Annotated in this window: 21 protein-coding genes and 2 tRNA genes; 8 read left to right on the forward strand and 15 right to left on the reverse strand. The window is 46.7% G+C overall.

The genetic code is table 11. The features are described 5' to 3' along the window. Positions 1-2: 2 nt before the first annotated feature. Positions 3-275, forward strand: a complete 273-nt coding sequence (locus AR383_RS05575) for a YfhL family 4Fe-4S dicluster ferredoxin (RefSeq protein ID WP_055732255.1) — start codon at positions 3-5, stop codon at positions 273-275. Positions 276-419: 144 nt separating this feature from the next. Continuing rightward, complete coding sequence (locus AR383_RS05580) at positions 420-1,292, forward strand: mechanosensitive ion channel family protein (protein WP_055732256.1); 873 nt, start codon at positions 420-422, stop codon at positions 1,290-1,292. Here AR383_RS05580 and AR383_RS05585 read toward each other — a convergent pair. After that, complete coding sequence (locus AR383_RS05585; protein ID WP_055732257.1) at positions 1,289-1,963, reverse strand: LrgB family protein; 675 nt, start codon at positions 1,961-1,963, stop codon at positions 1,289-1,291. The two genes, AR383_RS05580 and AR383_RS05585, sit on opposite strands and share 4 nt — an antisense overlap. Beyond that, complete coding sequence (locus AR383_RS05590; protein ID WP_055732258.1) at positions 1,963-2,376, reverse strand: CidA/LrgA family protein; 414 nt, start codon at positions 2,374-2,376, stop codon at positions 1,963-1,965. The genes AR383_RS05585 and AR383_RS05590 overlap by 1 nt, the downstream gene beginning before the upstream one ends. A gap of 91 nt (positions 2,377-2,467) precedes the next feature. Between AR383_RS05590 and AR383_RS05595 the strand changes: the two genes are divergently transcribed. Continuing rightward, positions 2,468-3,478 carry a 2-hydroxyacid dehydrogenase gene (locus AR383_RS05595; protein ID WP_055732259.1) on the forward strand — a complete coding sequence of 337 codons (1,011 nt, stop codon included), beginning with the start codon at positions 2,468-2,470 and terminating at the stop codon, positions 3,476-3,478. A gap of 74 nt (positions 3,479-3,552) precedes the next feature. On the opposite strand, the gene ushA is transcribed toward AR383_RS05595, so the two are convergent. Then, positions 3,553-5,211 (reverse strand): bifunctional UDP-sugar hydrolase/5'-nucleotidase UshA, encoded by a 1,659-nt coding sequence (gene ushA / locus AR383_RS05600; protein ID WP_055732260.1) that lies wholly within the window; start codon positions 5,209-5,211, stop codon positions 3,553-3,555. A gap of 143 nt (positions 5,212-5,354) precedes the next feature. Here ushA and hutW point away from each other — a divergent pair, with 143 nt between their 5' ends. Then, the gene (gene hutW / locus AR383_RS05605) at positions 5,355-6,701 is read left to right on the forward strand and encodes a heme anaerobic degradation radical SAM methyltransferase ChuW/HutW (protein WP_055734960.1); all 1,347 of its coding nucleotides are present in this window, start codon (positions 5,355-5,357) and stop codon (positions 6,699-6,701) included. 72 nt (positions 6,702-6,773) lie between these two features. On the opposite strand, the gene AR383_RS05610 is transcribed toward hutW, so the two are convergent. The 6 genes from AR383_RS05610 to AR383_RS05635 form a co-directional block, all read right to left on the reverse strand. Beyond that, positions 6,774-6,864: transfer RNA gene (locus tag AR383_RS05610), tRNA-Ser, on the reverse strand. 50 nt (positions 6,865-6,914) lie between these two features. Next, a tRNA-Ser gene (locus AR383_RS05615) sits at positions 6,915-7,005 on the reverse strand. Positions 7,006-7,186: 181 nt separating this feature from the next. Beyond that, complete coding sequence (locus AR383_RS05620) at positions 7,187-8,179, reverse strand: Gfo/Idh/MocA family protein (protein WP_055732261.1); 993 nt, start codon at positions 8,177-8,179, stop codon at positions 7,187-7,189. A gap of 166 nt (positions 8,180-8,345) precedes the next feature. After that, entirely contained in the window at positions 8,346-10,418 is a 2,073-nt protein-coding gene (locus AR383_RS05625; protein ID WP_055732262.1) for a TRAP transporter permease, read from the reverse strand. 56 nt (positions 10,419-10,474) lie between these two features. Further along, positions 10,475-11,479 (reverse strand): TAXI family TRAP transporter solute-binding subunit, encoded by a 1,005-nt coding sequence (locus AR383_RS05630; RefSeq protein ID WP_055732263.1) that lies wholly within the window; start codon positions 11,477-11,479, stop codon positions 10,475-10,477. 150 nt (positions 11,480-11,629) lie between these two features. Continuing rightward, complete coding sequence (locus AR383_RS05635; protein WP_055732264.1) at positions 11,630-12,361, reverse strand: substrate-binding periplasmic protein; 732 nt, start codon at positions 12,359-12,361, stop codon at positions 11,630-11,632. Between the two features lie 149 nt (positions 12,362-12,510). Between AR383_RS05635 and AR383_RS05640 the strand changes: the two genes are divergently transcribed. Together AR383_RS05640 and AR383_RS05645 are read left to right on the forward strand one after the other, a co-directional pair. Next, positions 12,511-13,185, forward strand: coding sequence for a L,D-transpeptidase family protein (locus AR383_RS05640; RefSeq protein ID WP_229711098.1), 675 nt, complete (start codon positions 12,511-12,513; stop codon positions 13,183-13,185). A gap of 44 nt (positions 13,186-13,229) precedes the next feature. Then, positions 13,230-13,622 carry a hypothetical protein gene (locus AR383_RS05645; RefSeq protein WP_055732265.1) on the forward strand — a complete coding sequence of 131 codons (393 nt, stop codon included), beginning with the start codon at positions 13,230-13,232 and terminating at the stop codon, positions 13,620-13,622. On the opposite strand, the gene AR383_RS05650 is transcribed toward AR383_RS05645, so the two are convergent. From AR383_RS05650 to ubiT, 3 genes are all read right to left on the reverse strand, one after another. Continuing rightward, the gene (locus AR383_RS05650; RefSeq protein ID WP_055732266.1) at positions 13,619-15,532 is read right to left on the reverse strand and encodes an ATP-binding protein; all 1,914 of its coding nucleotides are present in this window, start codon (positions 15,530-15,532) and stop codon (positions 13,619-13,621) included. The genes AR383_RS05645 and AR383_RS05650 overlap by 4 nt on opposite strands. After that, positions 15,532-16,698 carry a sugar ABC transporter substrate-binding protein gene (locus AR383_RS05655; RefSeq protein ID WP_055732267.1) on the reverse strand — a complete coding sequence of 389 codons (1,167 nt, stop codon included), beginning with the start codon at positions 16,696-16,698 and terminating at the stop codon, positions 15,532-15,534. Before AR383_RS05655 ends, AR383_RS05650 begins: the two co-directional genes overlap by 1 nt. Before the next feature lie 124 nt (positions 16,699-16,822). Then, entirely contained in the window at positions 16,823-17,311 is a 489-nt protein-coding gene (ubiT, locus tag AR383_RS05660) for a ubiquinone anaerobic biosynthesis accessory factor UbiT (RefSeq protein ID WP_055732268.1), read from the reverse strand. Positions 17,312-17,452: 141 nt separating this feature from the next. Between ubiT and ubiU the strand changes: the two genes are divergently transcribed. Together ubiU and AR383_RS05670 are read left to right on the forward strand one after the other, a co-directional pair. Further along, a complete protein-coding gene (gene ubiU / locus AR383_RS05665) occupies positions 17,453-18,451 on the forward strand; it encodes a ubiquinone anaerobic biosynthesis protein UbiU (RefSeq protein WP_055732269.1) in 999 nt (332 codons plus the stop codon). Between the two features lie 7 nt (positions 18,452-18,458). Next, positions 18,459-19,331: a U32 family peptidase gene (locus tag AR383_RS05670; RefSeq protein WP_055732270.1), complete on the forward strand. Its 873-nt coding sequence runs from the start codon at positions 18,459-18,461 to the stop codon at positions 19,329-19,331. 22 nt (positions 19,332-19,353) lie between these two features. Here AR383_RS05670 and nlpI read toward each other — a convergent pair whose 3' ends face one another. The 3 genes from nlpI to AR383_RS05685 form a co-directional block, all read right to left on the reverse strand. Then, complete coding sequence (gene nlpI / locus AR383_RS05675) at positions 19,354-20,220, reverse strand: lipoprotein NlpI (RefSeq protein ID WP_055732271.1); 867 nt, start codon at positions 20,218-20,220, stop codon at positions 19,354-19,356. A 122-nt stretch (positions 20,221-20,342) separates the two neighbouring features. Next, on the reverse strand, positions 20,343-21,194 hold the full coding sequence (kdsA, locus tag AR383_RS05680) for a 3-deoxy-8-phosphooctulonate synthase (RefSeq protein WP_055732272.1): 852 nt from the start codon (positions 21,192-21,194) through the stop codon (positions 20,343-20,345). A 10-nt stretch (positions 21,195-21,204) separates the two neighbouring features. Continuing rightward, complete coding sequence (locus AR383_RS05685) at positions 21,205-21,969, reverse strand: SirB1 family protein (protein WP_055732273.1); 765 nt, start codon at positions 21,967-21,969, stop codon at positions 21,205-21,207. Between the last annotated feature and the right edge of the window lie 6 nt (positions 21,970-21,975).

Genomic DNA, 21,975 nt, shown 5'->3' on the forward strand with positions numbered 1-21,975 from the left:
TAATGGCTTTACTGATAAGCAAGAAGTGCATCAACTGTGACATGTGCGAGCCCGAATGCCCCAATCAGGCCATCTCTTATGATGGCGTGATTACGGTGATCGACCCCGCTCGCTGCACCGAATGTAAGGGCCACTACGACCGCCCTACTTGCATAGATGTATGCCCCATTGATTGCATTTCAGTTGACCCCGCCCATGTAGAAACCGAAGAGCAACTTTACGACAAGTTTGTTGCACTACACGGTGACTTACTAATAGCCAAGGGCGCGGTATAAAGCGCCACTAAGGGAAGTGGCACACGCCCTTCCCTTGCTTTTCACTCACCCCTCGCAAGACCAACAACAAAACTACGCTATTTTTTCTCGCCAATAGTAAACTATAAGCAATAAAAAACGACGCCGACATAACAAGGAACGGTAATGAGTTTTGATAAAATTTTTGAATTGCTCGCCACCCCGGTATTTTCCATCCAAGAGAAAGCCGTTACTGTGGGCGATATTCTACTGCTCCCCTTGATTCTACTGATCAGCTACTTAGCGCTTAAAACCCTGATCAAAGTCATTGTTAAACGCATGACCAGTAAAGGGCTCACTCCCGATGTGGTGCATTTAGTCAGTCGAATCACCTACATCTTAGGCATAGTGGTCATGCTGGTGATGACCTTAGAGCTGATCAACATCCCCATCACCGCCTTTGCCTTCTTATCCGGTGCGGTGGCTATTGGCGTAGGTTTTGGCGCGCAAAACATTATCAATAACTTCATTAGTGGTTGGATCTTAATGTGGGAGCGCCCGATAAAAATCGGCGATTTTTTGGAAGTCGATGGCGTCAAAGGCAACGTAGAGGCGATCAATACCCGCTCCACCCGCATTCGCCGTACCGACGGCGTACACTTGCTGATCCCCAATAGCAAGTTGTTAGAAAACACCGTGATCAATTGGACCCTAATCGACAATAAGGCGCGTACTACCGTTAGCGTTGGCGTGGCGTATGGCTCACCCTGCCGCAAAGTAGCAACATTGATTGAGCAAGCGGTGAGTGAACAAGACGCAGTATTAAACAGCCCCGCTCCAGTGGTGATTTTTAACGACTTTGGCGACAACGCACTAGCCTTTGTCGCCTACTTTTGGGTGGAAGCCAATATGGAAGGGCAAATTCGCCAGGTGAGCAGCGAAATTCGCTACCGCATCGATGAATTATTTGCCGAAAACGACATTGTTATCGCCTTCCCACAACGCGATATTCACCTAGACGGCGAGCTCACCATTAAGCGTGGCAAAAATAAGGCTTAAGCCAGCAGCGGTACTAAAATCGGGCAAAGCATGGCACTGAAGGTAGCGCTTAATACCAAGGCCAAAGCACCATAGGCGCCCTGCTGGTGGCCTTCTTCGGCAATTCTAGCGGTACCTAAGGCGTGACAAGCAGTACCCATGGCAATGCCCTGCGCCTTGGTGGAGTGCACCCCGCAAAGCTTCAACACTGGGCTACCGATCACCGCGCCAACCAAACCAGTAAACAGTACAGCGATAGCGGTTAAGGCCGCTTCACCCGACACTTGGTCACTGATCAATACCGCGATCGGCGTAGTCACCGATTTTGGGGCTAATGAGGCAGCAATGGTTGAGCTTGCGCCAACCGCCAAAGCAACCAAAACAGTGCTAATAATCGCAATCAATGCAGATAATAAAATAATCACCATAATTTGCGGTAATTCACGTTTAATATCATTGAGTTGCTTATACAAAGGTACCCCTAAGGCCACCACTGCGGGCTCTAATAGTTGGGTTAACCAGCCGCTATATTGGTTGTAATCACTGAAGGAAATATCCAAACTGAGCAAAGCTGCGACGAGAATTACCAAAGTAATTAACACGGGGTTTAACCAAGAAATAGCCAAACGCTGCTGCAAAGCACGCGCAGCAACAAATAGTCCAATGGTAAGAGGAAGATAAAAGAAGTTCATTATTGCGCCCCTCCCTGATGCTGCTCGGCATCGTCCTTAAGTTGAACCCGTCGCTCCCAATACTGATAAAAGCGTCCCACAGCCACCAACAATATCAACGTGGCCAAGCCACAGGTGAGCAACATCGCCGGCAAAGCCTGTAATAAAGTTTCAATATTTTCCACTAAACCAATACTAATGGGTACAAATAGTAAGGACATCCAGCGTACAAACTGGTTCGCCGTTCGTTCGACCCAAGTCAGTTTTATCCAGCGCAGTTGCAAGGCCGCCGTTAACAGCAGCATCCCCATAATACTGGACGGAAGCAGCTCACCACTGGCTTTGCTTAACAATTTCCCAAGCCACAAGGCTGCGTAAATAATCAAAAGACCTGAAGGAATTTCCAGCAATAGTGATTTGTGAAACTTTCTCATGATTACCTGTCGATTTTATGACTTAACAAGGCTATTATGTAATAAAATTACAAAACAAGCTATAACTAGCTAATTGTTGTAGGAGCAAATTATGAAGATCAGTTTTTTCAGCGCCAAGCGCTATGACCGTGAGCACTTTGATGCTCAAAATACTGCTTCCACCTTTGATATAGAATACTTTGATACCGCCCTATCGGCAAAGACGGTTCGCCTTGCTCACGGCGCCGATGCGGTTTGCGCCTTTGTTAACGACGACCTCTCCGCCGAAACACTAGAAGCGCTACACCAACAAGACATCAAGCTAGTATTGCTACGCTGTGCCGGCTTTAATAACGTTGACCTTAGCGCCGCCGAACGCCTAGGCATTACCGTATCACGAGTGCCGGCTTATTCGCCAGAGTCTGTTGCCGAACACGCCATTGCCCTTATGATGACGCTAAACCGTCGCATTCATAAAGCCTACCAACGCACCCGCGACGCTAACTTCTCTTTAGAAGGCCTAACCGGAATCAACATTTTTGGTAAAACCGCTGGGGTGGTGGGTACCGGTAAAATCGGCTTGGCCACCGCGCGTATTCTTAAAGGTTTTGGCTGTAAAGTCATCGCCTACGACCCTTACCCAAATCAAGCGGCCATCGACCTAGGGGTAGAATATGTGAGCCTGCCGGAACTACTGGCGCAATCAAAAATCATCACCCTACACTGCCCACTCACCGCTGAAAACACCTATTTGATTGGCAAGTCGGCCTTTGCCCAAATGAACAAAGGAACGCTACTGATTAATACCAGCCGTGGCAAATTGGTCGATTCTAGCGCCTGTATTGAAGCCCTTAAAGATGGCACCCTTGGCGGCCTAGCTCTGGATGTATATGAGCATGAAAAAGAGCTATTTTTTGAGGACTTATCTTCTGAAGTGATTCAAGATGACGTATTCCGTCGCTTATCTGCCTGCCACAACGTTATCTTTACCGGCCATCAAGCCTTTTTAACGGAAGAAGCCCTGCGCAGTATTGCCGACACCACCCTCAGCAACGCTCAAGCTTTTAGTGAGGGCAAACGCAACGGCAACGAAGTGACCCACCAAGTGGTAGATAACAGCTAAGCGCTAGCCGCTGGTAACAATAATAAAGGCCTCAGATGAGGCCTTTAACCTTTTAAATGAGACCGACCAGCTAGCTAATGATAAGAAATCTCTCCCAAGTCTTGGTAGTCTGCGGCATTTAATGGGCTATGCTGCTGTAAATAGTCTTTCAAGACCTCAGCATCAACAAAGCCAGTATCAACAAAACCACTGTGTTCGGTAAGCTTCGGGTAACCATCCCCACCAGCGGCATTAAAACTAGGAACAGTGAAACGGTAGACCCGAGCTTCATCTAGCGCTTGGCCGGCTATTATTACCTCTGTCACTTTTCCTTTGCTAAGCCTAAAGCTGATACCTGAGAATTGTGCATAAGCGCCAGTATCAACCGGCATGCGAGCAACCACATTTAGGTAGTCAAGCAACTCCGCCCCATTCATATCCACATAGGTAAGAGTATTGGAGAAGGGCTGCACCGTGAGTACATCCTTATAGCTAATATCCCCTTCCTCGATTGAGGCTCGAATTCCACCGGAATTCATCACCGCAAAATCGGCGTTAACCCGTTCGCGGTGAGCGGTAGCAATTAAACGACCTAAACTAGTTTGGCGAAAACGCACCGCCTCTCTGTCGCCCACTAAGCGACCTTGGAGTTGTGCTATTTTCACCGCTAACTGCTCCTGACCGCGCTGTTGATAGGGTGCTAAAAAAGCTAAGACGTCGGGATCCTGAGCTATTTCAGCTTGCACCAAGACCCGTTGTGACTCGCCATTTAGCTTAACTTTTTTCGTTAAGTTCACCGGGATCAACTGATAGCGAACAAGGGTCAATTCACCATTTTGATAGCGATAATCGGCACGCCCCAAATATTTTCCCCATTCGTAGGCCTGAACTATCCAAGTGCCATTTTGTTGATCGGGTTTACACTCATCTCCCGGCTTAAAGCCTTGTTGATACTGATTAACTTCGCCCATGCACACCGGCTCTTGCGAGTGCCCGCCCACAATCAAATCTAAGTCACCGTAGTTTAAGGCGCGCGCTAGGCTTACATCACCGGGCGCATTAACGCCGTGCTTACCATCGGCGTAGTGCCCCATGTGCGTCACAGCAAAGATCAAATCGGGTGAGACTTGCTGTTTTAGCTCGGCCAATACTTGTTTGGCCTCTTGGCTAACGTCACGAAATTCAATGTCGGCTACTGTATCGGGGTGAACCAACTTATAGGTATCTTCAGTGGTAAAGCCTATTACTGCAACGCTAAGCCCTTGTAAGTCAAATAGCTGATAAGGCTGAAACATGCGCTTACCGGTCGACTTACGGTAAATATTGGCAGAGAGGAAAGGGAAATCCACCCAAGCTTGCTGCTTAGCCAATACCTCTAGGCTGTTATCAAACTCATGGTTACCAATCGCCATGGCATCGTAGCCCAGTAAGGCCATCCCCTTAAAATCGGGTTCGGCATCCAATAAATCGGATTCTGGAACACCGGTATTAATATCACCACCAGAAAGCAGTAATACACTGCCCCCCGCTGCGCTTACTTCGGCGCGAATGCTGTCGATGAGAGTTTTACGCGCAGCTAAACCATATTCCCCATAGTCATTTTGCCAAAAGCGGCCATGGTGATCGTTGCTATGCAAGACCGTGATCTGATAGCTTCGCTCGGCCTGCATATTTGGCGGAGAGCTTTGGCTGCAAGCCACCACGCTGCTTATAAGCAGTAGTGAAACCAAGCTATTCACACTAAAAACTCGCATTTTTCTTCCTTAAATTAACACGCCAGCCTCTAAGCATAGTCGCCAAATTGGCCGTTTATAGAACTCAGCTAAACTTGGACAAGATCAAAAACACGTAAATGATAATGATTTACATTTATATTAAATTATCATTCGAGTTAACTATGTCTATGATGAATTCCTCGCGACCACAGCTATTACCTACCAGCATAACTGGCGAGGCCAGTCCTTCGCCCTTGCAATTTGCCTTTGCCAAAAAAACCGGAGCCCATACCCACCGCGGCGAGCGAACTAGCCTAAGTGGTCAAGCTGCGCTAAGTACGCTAAACCAACAGCTGCAAATAAGCCAAGCCAGCCACAAACCCAGAGCCATTTATATTCATATTCCCTTCTGTCGAGTCCGCTGCAGCTTTTGTAACTTTTTTCAGTACGCTAGCAAACCGCAAATGATGGATGAGTATTTTCAATGTTTGGAAAAAGAGTTACTGGCCAAAGCGGCCTACCCATGGACTCAGGCAAAGGCCTTTGATGCGATCTATGTAGGTGGCGGCACCCCCACGGATTTAAATCCCCAACAACTATTTAAGTTAGGGCAACTAATTAATCACTATTTCCCGCTCACCGCCAATTGCGAAATCACTCTTGAGGGTCGTTTAAACCGTTTTAGCGATGAAAAGTTTGAGGCCGCTTTAGCCGGTGGATTTAGCCGTTTCTCCTTTGGGGTGCAAAGCTTCAATAGCAAAGTACGCCGCGCCGCTAAACGGCTCGATGAGCGAGACTATATACTAGAGCGCCTGCAGCAATTAACCGCCACAAATAAGGCCACCATCGCCATCGATTTGATCTACGGTTTACCCCACCAAACACCCGAAAATTGGCAGCAAGATCTGCAAGATGTGATTAGCAGCGGTGTAGACGGCGTCGACTTATATCAATTACTGACTTTTGGCGGTAGTGCTCTACAACGTAACATCGACGCTGGCCGCCTCGCCCAGCCTTTATCTACCAGTGAAAAAGCCCTGATGTACCAACAAGGCCACCAGTTTTTTCAACAACAAGGACTACGCCAACTAAGTTATTGCCACTGGACGAACGGGCCAAAAGAACAAAGCCGCTACAACAGCCTAGCCAAGCAAGGCGCAGAAATTTTGCCCGTAGGAGCCGGCGCGGGTGGCAACATAAATGGTTATGGTTTGATGCAACACCGTGATATTGGCCAGTGGCAAAGCGAAAGTGACAACCCTTGGCGTTTCCAGCATTTGAGCCTGCCAACAGAAAATGCCGAACTAAGTGCCGCTATTACCAGTAGCTGTGATAAGGGAGTGATTGAGCCAGCCGCACTAGGCCAACAATTGTTTGAACATTGCCAACCGCTGTTTAAGGCATGGCAAAATAATGGCTTGGTGAAGCTTTATCAAGATAAGGTGAAACTGAGCCTAGCGGGACAATTTTGGTCGGTCAATATGGCCAATGCCCTGAACCGTTACTTACAGCTCTATCTCGGCCATTAAGGCTTCAATATAGGCTGGGCTAAAAGCAAAGTCATAAACGAAAAAAGCCACGCTTAGCGTGGCTTTCAAAAATGGCGGAGGAGGAGAGATTTGAACTCTCGAGGCGCTATTAACGCCTGCCGGTTTTCAAGACCGGTGCATTCGACCACTCTGCCACCCCTCCGCAGGGGTGCTGCTGCGATTAAAAAAACCATGCGTTGCATGGCTAATTAATGGCGGAGGAGGAGAGATTTGAACTCTCGAGGCGCTATTAACGCCTGCCGGTTTTCAAGACCGGTGCATTCGACCACTCTGCCACCCCTCCGCAGCGGTGTGAATATTACGTTTTAGATTTTCGAATGTAAAGAGTGATTGCGTTTAACCGCTCGCAATTCAGCCAATTAAACGCAAGTTTTTTGCTTACACTTAAATATTTGGGCCTTGCCCAGACGGTTTTGCGCAAACAATCGGCAAGCCCCTCCCATAAAGCGCCATTAATTAGCGACTTATTCACCTAAGAAGGCATAACGTACACCAACCTGAGAGCGGATCTCATCCATGATTTGCATGGTAGTTAAGCTCTCTTGCCAACTTATAATGTCGCTCTGCAATTTGCCCGCCCGCACGCACTGCATCACCTCTTCAATTTGATACTCAAAACCGCTGGCTCGGAAAGGAGATTCAAAAACCTCGGCAGGCTGACCTTCAAGCTGTAAACACGTTTGGCTAGCCACCCAAAACATTCCCGGTATACGAATAAAGCCTTTGCTGCCATAAATGGTAAAGCTATTTTCGGTGTTACTCATGAAGTTACAGGTAAACTGGCTGGCCGCCTCGCCATAACTCATGGTAACCGAGCAACGCTCGTCTACTCCGGTTTCGCCAACCACCCCTTCAGCAAGGATTTTAACTGGACGCTGCTGCATCACATATTGCGACATCGATACGTTGTATACCCCCATGTCGAGCAATACCCCACCGGCCAACTCGGGATTCAATAAACGGTCGTCATTATTACGCGGAACATTAACGCCAAAGGTTGAGCTTAACAGCTTAATCTCACCAATCTTTTGTTGCTCGAGCCATTCGCGAACTTGGCGCCATGCAGGCTGAAAGCGACTCCACAAGGCTTCCATCAAGAACACCTTATTTTGTTCGGCCAGTGCAATTAACTCTTGGGTTTGAGCAGCATTAACTGTGAGCGGTTTTTCACACAGCACCGGCTTACCAGCGGCTAAACACATTTTGATGCAGTCATAATGAAAACGGTGAGGATTAGCAATATACACAGCATCTACGGCCGGATCGTTCACCAAGAGCTGGTAATCATCCAAGGCATGTTCACCGGAAAACTCCTCAGCAAAGGCTTGCGCCCGTGCCAAATTAGAACTGGCCACGGCATACAAGTGGGCATCGGGGATCACTGCTAGCGCTTCAGCAAAATTTCGCGCAATACGTCCAGGAGCAATTAGCCCCCAATTAAACTTAGCGTTTGTCATAGTGCTTTCTCTAAGAGATATAAGTACATTTATAGTACCGCCTTTAGCTCAGCTTGCTAGCATTCAAAAGGCTTGAATTAAATAGCAAAAATCAAACTGTGAGCGGTATCTATAAAGCGACTTTTAGGGTGGCAGCTTTCATCACTCCAAACTAAAAAAACATAAATTAAGCCACACATAACTTCGCCGTTCGCTGCCAATAAAAGATAAATCCAAGCAGCATCACTAGAGCTGCCAGCTGCCATGGCAAAGCCAAAGGATATAACAAGGCCATCGCCAACGCCCCCATAGCCGCGCGCTCCCATAAAGCTAATCGACGTTTCTGCCAGCCCTGCATCAACAAAGTGAAGGCATATAAACCCGGCACGGCAAAAATGAACACCAACAAAGCTTGGCTCCAATCACCTTTAACTAAAGGCGTGTAAGCAAATAGTAAAGGAATAATATATAAGCCTTTAGCCACCTTCCAAGAGGTAAACCCTGTCGCCATAGGCGGTGACTTGGCAATAGCAGCGGCAGTGAAGGTGCATAAACACACCGGCGGCGTCACATTGCTGTCTTGGGATAGCCAAAAAATAATCAAATGCGACGCTAACAATAACACCGCAATTTGGGACTCATCCAGCAACATCGGCCTCAACAGGCCCAACATTTCGTCGGGCGCATTACTCAGTAAACTTTGTGCCTGCGCAAGACCCATCGCCCCTTGCTCAGGTGAAACCCCAAGTAGCATTAACACCGCATTTACCTCGTCACTTAAGCCTCCAGCAGATAACACTTGAACAAACTCGGCATTGGCTAATAATTGCAATAAGGCTGGAGCCGATAAAGTGGCCAATACGATGTATGAAGCGGTAACCGGCAACCCCATGCCCAATACCAATGACGCCATCGCCACCAGTAATAACGCAAACAATAAGTTACCACCCGACCACTCGGTAATCATTAATGAGAAGGTATTACCAATACCGGCGGTGGCGATAACGTTAACAATTAAGCCCACCGAACACAGCAAAATAGCTGTGACCACCATATTTTTTGCGCCTAAGGCAAAGGCGTCGCCAATGGCGGAAAACCCCATTTTATTAGGCGTAAACCAAGAGCTAACAATCACCGCCAGTATCGCAATAACCGCCGCATAGGTAGGTGTGTAGCCCACCACCAGCAATACAATCAATAATGAAACCGGAATAATAAAACTCAAACCCTCACGCAACATCATCGGTAGCAGCGCAGGCCCCTTCTCCATGGTGCGAGTCAGTCCTAACTTATAAGACTCGGTGCGAACGTAAAATACCAAGGAAGCAAAATATAAAATGGCGGGCAGAATGCTCACCATCACAATGGTGCTATAAGGAATTTGGGTATAACTGGCCATAACAAACGCACCCGCCCCCATAATCGGCGGAACAATTTGTCCACCAGTAGAAGCAGAGGCCTCTACCGCGGCGCTAAAACGTGGGCTAAAACCGGCGTTTTTCATTAAGGGAATGGTGACCACCCCCGTTGATGCCGTGTTGGCCACCGCGCTCCCCGAAATCGTTCCGGTAAGGCCCGAGGCAATAATCGCCACAATGCCTGGCCCCCCTACCATTTTACTGGCAATGCCTTTGGATAAATGAATCACAAAGTCACCAGCGCCCGAGCGCAATAAAAAGGCCCCAAACAGAATAAACATGAAGACAAAACTGGCGGAGATACGTGCGATATTGCCAAAAATGGCGTCATCACCAAACAAGCTGCGAAATAGCAGGGTTTCAGCACTGAGTCCTTTAAATTGAAATACCCCGGGTATCAGGTTACCCCACCAAGCAAGATAAGAAATGGCCACCACAATCAAGATCGGAATCACCCAACCGGTGGTGCGCCGAGTCATGTCAATGGCACCCAACACCACAATGCTGCCGCATATCCAGTCAAGGGTAACTAAACGTAACCCGCGGGCATAAATCATATCTTCAGCAAACAATAAATACAGCGCCGAGCTGGCAATCGCAATCACCCAAGCCTTATCCACCAAGCCAAATATCCCTTGGCTAAATAACGGCTTAATTAGACCACACAATAAAACAAAGCCAGCAAAGTGTATGATGTTTTGTTGCAACACCGCAATGTCGGCAAAGATATTGAAATAAACATGAATCAGGCTAATTAACACACCTAATCCATAGATTAAGGGCACGGCGCGAGTCTCTTCAATCTCCTGACGAATACTGTCAGGTACGGCATTCCATTGCATAGTAAAACCCAAACAGAGCTAATGAGAACCTAGGCCCAACGGGCCTAGGATAAGACTTATTTCGCGATTAATCGCTCGGGGATGTCAAGACCAGCTTCGCGGTAATAACGCACAGCGCCGGGATGTAGCGGCGCAGGTAAACCTGCCAGAGCCTTATTTAAGGCCATTGCTGAGGTTGCTTTATGAATAGCTTGTAAAAAGCCTAAGTTTTCATAAATAGTTTTAGTCAGTAAATATACAAATTCTTCATCAACATCGGCATGCACCGCTAAGAAGTTCGGTTGGGCAATAGTGTTCCAATCTTGGTCTAAGTTAGGATAAGTTCCGGCGGGAATGACATAACGAGTCCACAAATCTAAGCCGCCATTTACCTGCTCAATTTGCTGGTCAGTTACATCAAGAGGGCTAATATCATCGGCGGCAGCGGCAAATAATTTGGTTACTGCTCCTGTGGGCGCCCCAGCGGGAGTGTTAATCGCCTCTACCTGGCCGTTTTGCAAGGCTTCGGCCGAAGGACCATAACCGGCCGAAAATAATGACATCTGCTTATCGATATCTAAGCCGAGGTTACCTAAAAGAAAACGGTTAGAACCAATGGTGCCAGAGTTTTTCTTACCAAAGGCGACCTTTTCCCCAGTCAACGCCAATAAGTCACTCAAATCGCCTTTTTTCGCGTGTTCTTTCTTCACCACAAACTGTTCGACGTTTTGCCATAACATAGTGATTGAGCGTAAATGGGTCTGTTTGCCTTCTTTCTCTAGCGGCCCGGTACCATTAGCAGCATAAGAGCCATACAAGCCCTGCAAAATCGCAAATTGGGCTTCTTTGTCTCGAAGCAGTTTAATATTTTCGGCAGAACCAGCTGAGTTAATCGCCGATACGCTCACTTGGTGCTGGGGTTGGATCTTCACCTTGGTTAAGGTGGCCAAGGCCACCCCTACGGGATAATAAGTACCGCCGGTACTGGCGGTGGCTAATAAATAATTGCTAGGATTTTCAGCTTGAGTAGAAAAAGACAATACACCTACAATTAACGCGACCTTTCTCAGCCAATGACGCATAGTTTTACTCTCCTTAGTAAACAGTCAGAACAGCCAGACACTAATAGAGTTAGCGTTCCGGCAAAATGGTCTATCGACTGATCCTAGTCAGATAACTCAGCATTAACAAGTTATTAACAACACACCTGCGACTAAAGTTGGATGAGAAAACTACTGACTGAAATACTTAAGATAGAGTTTTTGATATTCAGGAGAAGCTTGAACGGCTGCTAAAGCTTGACTAAATATAGCTACCTGAGCGGCCTCAACTGCCAAATTAAAGGCAAAACAATACTCGCTTTCAAACAAGCTATACAGCAACTTAAAACTTTGCATATCCACGCTGTTATGCTGCGATACCATGGCCAAAGCTTGCACTCGGCGCAAGGCTAACAAACGGCTCGCCTGCTCCAGCGACTTAACCCTCACCAAGCTATCCTCAAAACCCTTCTTAGATAAAAAACCATCAATGGCTTGACCGCGTAATACGGCAATTTTGATATTATTAAGGTCACTCAGCTGGGTGATATTTAACTGACTGTCGAGTAAACCAAACAACTGCGCACGACTAACATTGATGGGGCAAACCCAGCGAAACATAGACAGTCGATTGGTGGTTTTAATGGTGCTAAATAATACTGAATTTGGCTGATACTGAGCCATCACGTAGGCGCGGGGCCAAGGAAGGATTTTAACCTCGGGCACTGGCTGGCCTAAGTGATCATAAATCAACTCCAGCAGCTCAAAGGAAAATCCACTCAACTCGCCTTGATGGGAATAGTTATAAGGGAAAAACTCTTCGGTGTAATAATTTAAAGCCTTCAGACTCTCTGCCCTCACCGAGAGATTGAGCATAATAATGAAGCAGATCAACGACACCAAGGGCTTTAGCAAATTCACCATTCTCCAGTTTCGGCTGCCGCTTAGACTAAGCTCACGCTTTAAACAGTCAAGGCAGCTAGTAGTTCGGCTTCAGTACAAGTACACTGCTTTTGTTATTCATATTAGGGTAGTCCGCTTTGCGTTTTCAGCCACTTTTTTACATCGTTTTAGTGAGCGTCTTCAGTGTCTCTGTGGGGGCCAGCAACTGGCCGGAAACGAAACTCATTGGCCAAGACAAGCGCTCTGTTAAACAGGTAATTAAAACCTATCACAACGACAGTTTAAAGCGGCTATTGCCACTGTTTGTTGCCGCTAAAGTCGATTACCCCCCCCAGCAAATTACCCTACTGGCTAGCAAGCGCTCTCGTCGACTTGAACTATGGGCCGACAGCGGCGAAGGCTATAAATATATTCATACTTATTGGATCCGCCATGCCAGCGGGGAAGCCGGCCCCAAACTGCGAGAAGGCGACCATCAGGTGCCTGAAGGCATCTATCAAATAGAAGCACTTAACCCCAACAGCCGCTTTCATCTCTCGATGAAGCTCAACTATCCCAATAGTTTTGATTTAGCCATGGCGCGCCAGGATCAACGCTCGCAACCAGGCTCCAACATTTTTATTCATGGAAAAGCCTCGTCTGTGGGCTGCTTGGCCATAGGTGATCAAAACATTGAAGACTTATTTGTATTAGTGGAGCGGATCGGACCAGGTAATAGCCAAGTGATTATTGCCCCCCACGACCCTCGTTTATTACCATTATTCCCGGTTCCGGCTCACTTGCCAGAGTGGACCGCTCAGCTTTATAAACAGATTCAACAACAATTTGACCAATTTAAGCAATGAGTTAGGCTAAGAGATAGGTTGTCAGGATATAGGAGAAGCGCTTAATGCCGATTGTGCACATACGTTCGTTAGCACTGCCTAACACCGTAAATATGGTGGAGTTAATCGAGCAGTTAGCCCTTGCCTTTGCCAAGCAAGCCAATATTCAGTTAGAACATATCAGTATCGATTGGAGCTTCACTCCAGCCGGACACTACTTTGTAGATAAGAAAATCCAGCATCAACAAGAAGTGCATCAGCCACCCATTATGGTAGAACTACTGATCCCCGATATTCATAATGAAAAACGCCAGCAACAACTGTTAAACGTGCTAGCAGAAGTCATCCACCAACATAGCCACATCGCGTTAGATAATATTTTTATTTCCCTGCATATCGCCAAGTCGGGAAGCATATTCGACAATGGCAAAGTGGTTATTTGGCCGCAAAAAGGCTAACTCAAGCTAGCGTTGCAGCGAGGAAGGCAAATAGTAAAGCCTAGCCCCTGAGGCTCCACCTGAAAACTTTCTACGCTGCCCAAGAGGTGTTGATTCACTAAATTGTAAACTTGGTTTAAGCCTAGGCCCACGTTGCCAGAACTTCGCCCAGTGGTATAAAAAGGGTTAAAGATCATACCGATATGCTCTTCAGCAACACCACTGCCATTATCTTGATAATGGATCAGCACCTGTTCTGGCTGCGCTTCTATCTCCAGGTGAATATGCGGATAAAGATGTTGATGAAAACCATGTTGAACCGAATTTTCCACCAAACAGAATAGCACTAACTCTAACGCCCGCTGGTTAAAACGTAACGACGGGTTATGCCCGCTGACACTCAATTGCACATGCTGCTCACTGTAAGGCTGCAACAGCATTTGAATTTGCGGTTCTATCCACGTTTTTAAGTTAACTTGCTGCACGCGAGTATCAATGTCACTACCAGCCAGCGACTTAAAGCTATTAACCAAGGCTGCCGAACGCTGCAGGCTGCTTTCCAGCAATTGCGCCCCAGCCAAGCCCTGGCTTAACATTTGCTCCAAATCGGCGCGAGCCAAATTACCCTGCTGCACTTTTTGTTCAATTTGCTGATAGTTATTACTCAGTTGCGACGCGGCGGTAATACCCACACCAATGGGCGTATTTAGCTCGTGAGCCATTCCCGACACCAGCCCCCCCAATGCCGCCATTTTCTCTTTTTCAACCAATTGCAATTGGGTATCGTTTAACTTAGCCAAGGTTTGTTGCAGGGTTTGGTTGGCATACTCTAGCTCTTGAGTTCGCTCTGCCACTCGTTGTTCTAACTGCTCTTGGTCATGTGTGACCCGCGTAGCCATACTCTTAAGTAGACCGCCTACTTGGTTAAATTCTTCGTAGGCCAAATGAGGGACCTTACTGTTGTAACGGCCTTGCGAATAGTTCTCCACCACTCGGCTTAAGCCTTCTATAGGGTCAATAATCCGCCGAGTTAAAACCAGAGCAATCACCACCACAAACCCGATGATCAGTACCACCATAATCACCACGTTAAACTGACGCTCTACCAGCAAGCTCCATAGTGAGCGGCTTGGTGCACTTAAAGACACCAGCAAGGGGCCTGACATAGAGTTTACATTTAAGTCCACATCAATGGTTAAGCGTCGCTGTGCTTCTTTGCCGTTAACCCCTTTAAACAGCTGTTGCTCTGAGTGAAATAAAGCCAAAGCACCTTGTTGAGAAAGGCCCGGCGAAAAGGCGTTCCATAGTGATTGCATTGGCACAAATACCAGCAATGCTCCCACTTGTTGGCTGCTTTCTAAGGCATTGAGGTTTTTCTTCAACAACGGCTGCATAAACAACAAGCCATAATCACTCACACTGTCGCTTGGCTGCTCATTCAACTGGCTAAAACTAGCATCTTGATAAACTTCAATTAGCGCATCTTCAAAGCCGGCCTCCACCCGCTGATTTAAACGTGCGATAGCCTCTTGGTGGGGGCTCATATCGAGGATTTCTGCCATTAAAGGGGCACCTTCAATCACTTGCCCTTGAGTATCCACAATATAAATGGCCGAGGCCCAACTGTTTTGCTGCAGTACTTCAGTCATTAACTGATTAGCATGAAAGCCAAACATGGCCGAAGTGGGAGTAAAAATAATATCGTTTACCTGAGCCAAACTTTGCAGATCTAACAAAATTTGTCTGAACTGATAACGTATATCTTGGGCAATATTATTGGCGTGTAACCGCAAGGTTTGATTGACTGCTTGCTGATCTTGCTCAGAAATTTGCTTAAGTAGAAAGCCACCGATCAGGATGCTTGGTAACAATGCGCCGAGTAAAATACTCAGTGCTAATACGGTTCTAAGCTTATTCGCTTTTAAGCTCATTATTGTTGGCTCTGCTTATAGTCTCGCTCAGCGTAAGTTTGCATGTATCGACTGGCCCTAGCTGCATCGACCAGGCCCTTGTTAAATAGCTCAAAGCCCTTGCGCATCCCCAACCAAGCACTCGATTGCGCGCTTTCTGCAGACATTGGCACCGTATCGGCTAACTGCGCTAACATGGCTGACTCATTAGCACTAGCATGGGATTGGATCTGCTTTAACACAGGATCATTTACCGGAAGAAAGCGGGCTTCTTGATAAAGCCGTTGTTGCACCGCTTCACTCTGTAAATATTCAACTAACTGGTTTAAAGCCTTTGCTTTACTACCACTGAGGCTGTTATTCGGGAAAACTAATACTAGGCTAGACGAAAGTGGTTTAAAAGTCCGTTGGCCTATTTTTGGGATCAAGGCTATGCCCAAGTCGTCGCCTAAGCGCCGCTCAAAATCAGCAATGCTCCATTCGCCATTAATGGAATAAGCCACCTTGCCTTCAATAAACTCACGATAACCGCAGTCGTAAGTACAAGCCGCACTGACTAGACCTCGTGTACTGAGACTCTTGTAAAAATTTAAAGCGTCTTGCATCGCTGGTTCATTTAAGGTGACATCTTGACCATCGGTCATACGGCCCCCAAAGGTATTATAAAAACCGGCAAACCAATACATCTCGGTATAGTTCCAACCGATGGTAGCGATACCTTGTCGATCAAACTCGGCTTTTTGCGCTAACAAGTCTTGCCAAGTCTTAGCCGGTGCAGACACATAACGCCGGTTGTAAAACAACATTAAATGGTTTCCCTGCAATATAGGAATACCATAGAGCTTCTGTTTATTCAGCGCCGTATGCAGTAATTCTTTTGGAGTATTAGGGTCAACTAAATCTATCGCTACTTCAGAAAACTTTGCCTGCTCGGCAATGCCAATAATGTCAGAAGGGGCAAACACCACATCAGCAGCGGTGCCACGCATAACCGATTTTACTAAGGCAGGTTTTAGCGTTTCTGAAGTTATTTGGTGAAAAGAAACTTGATGATGATACTGCTGAGAAAACTGCTCCATTATCGCTTCAAAAACGGCTCGGCCCTGTTCCCGATAATAAATGAAACTCAATTGTTCAGCGTAGCTACTTCCCCACACCACGCCAAGCAGCAGTAACAAAATTCGCATCCACTCGCCCTTTCAATAATCGCACTCTTTTAGTGTAGTTCAAAAGCACTAGCCTGAAGCTTTAGTGGATGCCCAAACCGAGAGCTCACAAACAGTTAAGCTGTTGAATATCGCTGAATATCGTCTACGCAGCGTGGTAGAGAGAGACCATTGCTGCGCTGCGCTTTAAGGCCTCACTCACTAACTTAGGCAGCTCATCAATGTCCAAGTTATCTAAGAGGTTTTTTAACTCTAAACCGAGTTCGGTATCGCCTTCAATTTGTAAACGTCGCTGAAAAAACAAGGTATCGGGATCTTCTTGGCGCCCCATCATTAAAACAAAGTCATTTAACTTACCACTGAAGCTTACATCCACTTGCGGAGCACTGGCATGCACCGACAGCTTTTCATCGTTATAGCTAATGTACCAACTTGCGCCTAAATCGCTCACCGACAGTTTTAGCCAACGCTGAGTAAGAAAATCCAAATCGCCATCTTCAATGGCTTCGGCAAAGCTAAGCGCTAGCGCTTTCTCTAAGGCCATCCCCTGAATTGGGAAAGGACAAAATTTTGCGGGAATGCTTAACAAGCGCGGCATTTCCTTTACCAAGGACTGTTTGAAACGAGTCAGCACGAAGAACCTCTTAAAATAGATAAACAAAGCTGATAAGTAACTAAGTTTACTCAAATTTGGCTAATACAAAGCTGCGCTGAGTCAATATCCCCCTTAACTAAGCCCAGTAAAATAGCCAAAAAACACATCAATGAGGGACACATGGAGTTACTCTGTCCAGCAGGGTCTTTACCTGCCGTTAAAGCCGCTGTCGACCATGGCGCTGATGCCATTTACATCGGCTTTAAAGATGCCACCAATGCTCGCCATTTTGCAGGTTTAAACTTCGATGGAAAAAAACTCGATAAGGCGGTCGATTATTTAAAGCAACATCAACGACAACTGCACATTGCTATCAATACCTTTGCTCACCCAGAACAACACCAGCTTTGGTACCAAGCCATAGATAGAGCCGTAGACATTGGTGCCGATGTGGTGATATTGGCCGATATAGCCCTGTTGGAATACGCCAAGCAACACCACCCCCAACTTACAGTGCATTTGTCGGTGCAAGCCTCTGCCACCAATGCCTCGGCGATTGCCTTTTATCAACGCAACTTTAATGTAAAGCGTGTGGTGTTGCCGCGAGTGCTATCGATGCATCAAGTAAAACAGTTGGCGCGCAGTTGTCCCGATATTGAGCTAGAAGTGTTTGCCTTTGGTAGCCTTTGTGTGATGGCCGAAGGGCGCTGCTATCTTTCCTCCTACCTAACCGGCGAGTCACCTAATACTGTAGGCGCTTGTTCTCCGGCTTCATTTGTTCGCTGGCAAGAAACCGAGCAAGGTCTGGAATCACGCCTTAACGATATTTTAATCGACCGCTATGGACCCGCAGAAACGGCCGGCTACCCCACCTTGTGCAAAGGGCGCTTTGAGGTAGACCAGCGGGTTTATCATGCCTTAGAAGAGCCAACCAGTCTCAATACACTGGAGTTATTACCCGAGTTATTTGCCGCTAATATTGCTGCGGTAAAAATTGAAGGACGGCAACGCAGCCCGGCTTATGTTGCTCAAGTCACTCAAGTGTGGCGCGAAGCCATCGACAGCTACCAACGAGACCCAAGCCACTACGCCGCGAAAAGCGAGTGGATGAGTCGCTTAGCAAAACTATCGGAAGGCAGCCAAACTACTTTGGGTGCGTATCACAAGGCATGGCAATAGGTAAATTATGAAGTATTCTCTTGGACCGATTTTATATTACTGGCCCACACAACAAATCGAAGAGTTTTATCACTTAGCTAAAGCCAGCAGTGCCGACATTATTTATATTGGCGAAACCGTTTGTAGTAAACGCCGCAACATGAAGGCCAACGACTGGATAGAGCTTGGCAAGCAGTTGTCACAGGCGGGCAAAGAAGTGGTAATTTCTACCATGGCCTTACTAGAAGCCCCCTCAGAAATCCGTAATCTAAAAAAGCTCATCGATAACGGTGACTTTCTTATTGAAGCTAACGATGTGAGTGCTATTGAAGAGGCTCACCAAGCCAAACTGCCTTTTGTTTGTGGCCCTGCGGTCAATGTGTACAACGCTTATGCGCTTAAGGTCTTATTGGACCAAGGCATGCAGCGCTGGGTTATGCCGGTAGAGCTATCGCGCGACTGGCTGAGAAAACTCAGCGGCGAATGCCATGAAATGAATATTAGAGAGCGTTTTGAAATAGAAGTATTTGCTTATGGCCACCTACCTTTGGCTTATTCGGCGCGCTGTTTTACCGCTCAGTCGGAAGGCAAAAGCAAAGATAATTGCGAAACCTGCTGCATCAACTATCCCAACGGGCGTGAAGTAAAAAGCCAAGAAGGTCAGCCCTTGTTCACCTTAAATGGCATTCAAACCATGTCGGGTGACTGTTATGACCTGATTAATGACCAACAAAGCATGAAAGGCTTGGTGGATATCGTGCGGATTAGCCCCTTGGGTGAGGAAAGCATTGAACACTTAGAGGCATTTCGAAAGAGAGCCAGTAGTGCTGAGCACTATCCCACTCCTGACACGGTGAATGGTTACTGGCACCAAATTGCTGGCATTCGCCAGCAAGATTAAAGCACTAAACTATGAGGACCGCTTATTGGTCCTCGTAGCGTTTTAACTCAAGTAGCGCTAAACGGTGCTCGACAAAATCATACACGTTATTAGCTAAAGACAGCTTAAAGTAACTTCTGGCCCGCTGATGTTCACCGTTTTGCTGGGCCAATTTAGCCAAGTAGAAATAGGCTTCACATAGCTGCTCGGCCAAAGTTTGGTTATCACTTGGCTGATCCATGGTGCTATTAATTAAGTCTTGAGGACTCAACTCTCCGACATACAAACGCGCAATGTTCCAAGCCCAATCTTCATTCTGATAGCTAGCGATGGCCGCTTGTAATTGACTTTGCGCTTCCGCTGAATTTGCCTCAGTCTGAATCAAATAACGCCAAATCACTCGGTAAGGATCGTTAGGCGCTTCTGCCGCATACTTATCAACATCAATTACCGCCAGCTCGGGCTTATTGGCATAACTCAGGGCAATACCACGGTAAAAATAAGCAAAGCTATAATCTGGTGCTAGCTCTAGAGCCGAATCAAAGGCCTCAAAAGCACTGTCAAATTCTTCCGCTAATACGAAGTAAATACCCAAGAAATTATAAGCTTCAACAAAATCGGGTTTCATCTGAATCGCCCGATTAAAATCAAACCGCGCTAAGGCACGTAAACCGACTCGATCAAACACAATGCCTCGCTCGTAATAAAGCTGAGCCATTTGTTGCTGATTATATTCCCCTGAATTGAGCATTTGCCCTAGTCGGGCCAAAGCGACTTCTGATTGGTAATTGACTTGCAGAGGCTGGGCTAATACCACCGTTTGCGGGGCTTGATTTGAAGTGCTAGCACAAGCGCTAAGGTAAGCAACCGTTACCAACATGCATCCCGTGCGCAAGGCTTTTTTTAACATATCACTTCCACTTTAAAATTAGCTAAAGGCTGGAAAATTCAACCCATCCAGCCTGTTATCTGTTTACCCTAGCAAGAGAGCTCAACAAGGGAAACCCAAACTTTCTATTATTTACACATTTATTATTGTGTATCTAAGACCTCAAAAGACTTCACCAAATCATCCAGGGCTTTAATTTGGGCAAGGAAAGGTTCAAGTTTGGCTAAGGCCAAAGCGCTAGGGCCGTCACAACGCGCATTATCTGGGTCTGGATGAGCTTCTAGGAACAAGCCCGCCAAGCTGGTTGCCATACCCGCTTTAGCTAGTTCAGCCACTTGCTCACGGCGCCCACCTGAAGCTGCACCTAAAGGATCGCGACATTGCAGTGAGTGAGTCACATCAAAAATCACCGGCGCGCCATTACTGACTTTTTTCATGGTGCCAAAACCTAGGGTATCCACCACTAAGTTATCGTAGCCAAAGTTACTGCCACGCTCACATAAAATCACTTGAGTATTACCACACTCGGCAAACTTATCAACAATGTTGCCCATTTGCGAAGGACTTAAAAACTGCGGTTTTTTAACGTTAATGACCGCGCCAGTTTTGGCCATGGCTTCCACTAAATCGGTTTGACGAGCCAAGAAAGCCGGCAACTGGATAACGTCAGCGACTTCCGCCACCGGAGCGGCTTGCGCCACTTCGTGCACGTCGGTAATCACCGGAATAGAAAACTGCTGTTTTATTTCTTCCAATAAACGTAAGCCTTGTTCCATACCTGGACCACGGTAAGAATGGATAGAAGAACGGTTGGCTTTGTCGAAGGACGCCTTAAATACATAAGGAATACCCAGCTTATTGGTGACTTCAACAAAATGTTCCGCAATACGCATCGCCAAATCACGCGACTCTAATACGTTCATTCCGGCAAACAAGGTGAATGGCGCGTCGTTCGCGACCTTAATCGAGCCGATATTTACGGTTTTTTGCTGCATGCTATTCCTCTCAATGTAATATGGCAGGCTGCGAATCCATGGAATGGATTTGCACCTTCAGTATCTTCGATAAGGGGTCATCGGGACACTGCTCAATAAAATATTCAAAATCGTTGATTGCCACGTTAGTGCAATCTAACTGTTGATAGATAAACCCTCGGTCACGCATCTCATGCGGATCGCCCGGCTTTAAGCGTAGTAAGACTTGAGAAACACTCAAAGCCATCTCAAAATTATCTTCTCGTAGGCACATGCGTTTTAACTCACCTAACCAACGCTCGGTCACTTTAGCCGAGGCCAGCGGCGTTAAATCACGCTCATTCAGGCGCGCCAAATCGCCTTTAAAACCGCGGTGAATCACTTCAAGCTCTGCCACAGTTTTAGGCTCACCGGCAAAAGCATCAAAATAAACTGTTTGCTCAGCCAATTGAAAGGCCAACATAGTTTGTGCCGGAAAACGAAGAATCTGGCATTCAATATCAAGCTTACGAGCAAAATAATGTAATAACAGAGCTAAGCTGGTGGCATTGCCACTACGACGGTGTAAGACCTCGCCAATCAATAAGTTTTGACTGTGATAATAGGCTTGCCAATCACCACTAAAACTTAAGTCCTTATAAAATAAATTTTTTAACTGTTCGAAGCGCCCAGCAGGCGTTTCCTCTAGAGGATTCAGTTTAAGCCAATCCAACCATAGCCGATGCAAATCTTTACGTACCGCTAAGGTCGATTGCCCAGAGATTTCTTCTTCAAAACTTAAAATACGAAAAATCACTCTAGT

It is taken from the genome of Agarivorans gilvus, assembly GCF_001420915.1.
GTDB classification, from domain to species: Bacteria; Pseudomonadota; Gammaproteobacteria; order Enterobacterales; family Celerinatantimonadaceae; genus Agarivorans; species Agarivorans gilvus.